Raw genomic sequence first — 1,274 nt, 5'->3', positions numbered from 1 at the left:
GTATTATGCTAAATGGTCAGAAAAGATGGTTGTATATTGCCGTTCCAATTTTTTTCTTTTGGTTTTTCGGACAAATTGATAAGGTTGGCATTTCCATCATTCAAACAGATCCTGAATTCTTGCATGCACTCGGTATGACAGGCGATGACAAAAATGCAAAGATCGGTCTTCTATCTTTTGTATTCACCATTGCCTATGGAGTGTCGAATCTTTTCTGGGGCTTCATCATTGATAAATTAGGTGCCCGAAAAACAGCCATCGCCGGTTTATTCGTTTGGACACTCACGATGATTATGTCAGGCCTGGCAAATTCATATGAAATATTTTTAATAAGCAGGGTCATTCTTGGTTTTGGTGAAGGGATGATGATTCCGGTGTCCGGAAAACTCATTTCAAACTGGTTTAATAAACGCGAATTGGGGAGGGCCCAGGCATCTTGGCTTACCGGAAACTATTTAGGACCGGCAATGGGAGCCGTTGTTTTGGTGCTCTTAATATCTTTACTCCACTGGCAAGCAGCTTTCTTTATGCTTGCAGCTTTCAACTTATTTATAAATATCCCGATGTTCATCTTTATGACAAGGAATACACCAGAAGAGCACCCCCGTATAAGTAAGGAGGAATTGGCTTTCATTCGCCTAACGGATGATGAAATTAAAGAAACCGCCCCCTCCGAGAACAAAAGTTTCGCCCAAGATTATCGTTTCTGGATCGTTTGGTTCGGCATGCTCGTATGCTCCTTCTTATTTTTCGGAATCAGCATTTGGCTTCCTACATATCTCATTGAAGCAAAAGGATTCGAAAAGGAAGGAATGTCGAGCATCACTTCACTTTCCTGGCTATTCGCTTTAGGATTTGTCTTGGCATGCGGTTTTCTGGCAGACAAAACCAGACGTCCAAGTTTGATGGCCACAATTCTATTTTCATTGACGGCCGTCTTTTTGACTGTTGCTGTCTTCATTCCCAATCCTATTTTGGCCGGACTATGCATGGGACTGGCAATGGGATGTCAAGGCGGTGTGTTCCATTTAAGTAATATGCTCATGGTAAAATACTCAACACCTGAAACGGCAGGACGGGCCGCTGGTCTAATTGGATTCACGAATATCATGGGCGGCTTTTCGAGCTATATCATGGGATGGCTTCGTGACTTGTCTGGCGGGGATTTCAGTTCATCGATCGCCATGCTGATTTTTACAGCCATCTTAGGTTTGGCAGCTTATTTATTCTCCATTAAGAGAGAAGCCGCAGAGCTGCGCTTATCACTTATACCC

The 1,274-nt window shown here is 43.1% G+C and carries 1 protein-coding gene; it reads left to right on the top strand.

What is annotated here, in order from left to right; translation table 11 throughout:
- Positions 1-1,274 (top strand): MFS transporter (locus tag ACFVSH_RS26730; protein WP_387708844.1); only part of this gene is annotated, 1,274 nt, incomplete at both ends.

It is taken from the genome of Peribacillus sp. NPDC058002 (assembly GCF_042886655.1).
Lineage (GTDB): Bacteria > Bacillota > Bacilli > Bacillales > DSM-1321 > Peribacillus > Peribacillus aracenensis.
The sequence above is the reverse complement of the archived record's forward strand: the minus strand, read 5'-3'. Positions and strand labels throughout refer to the sequence as shown.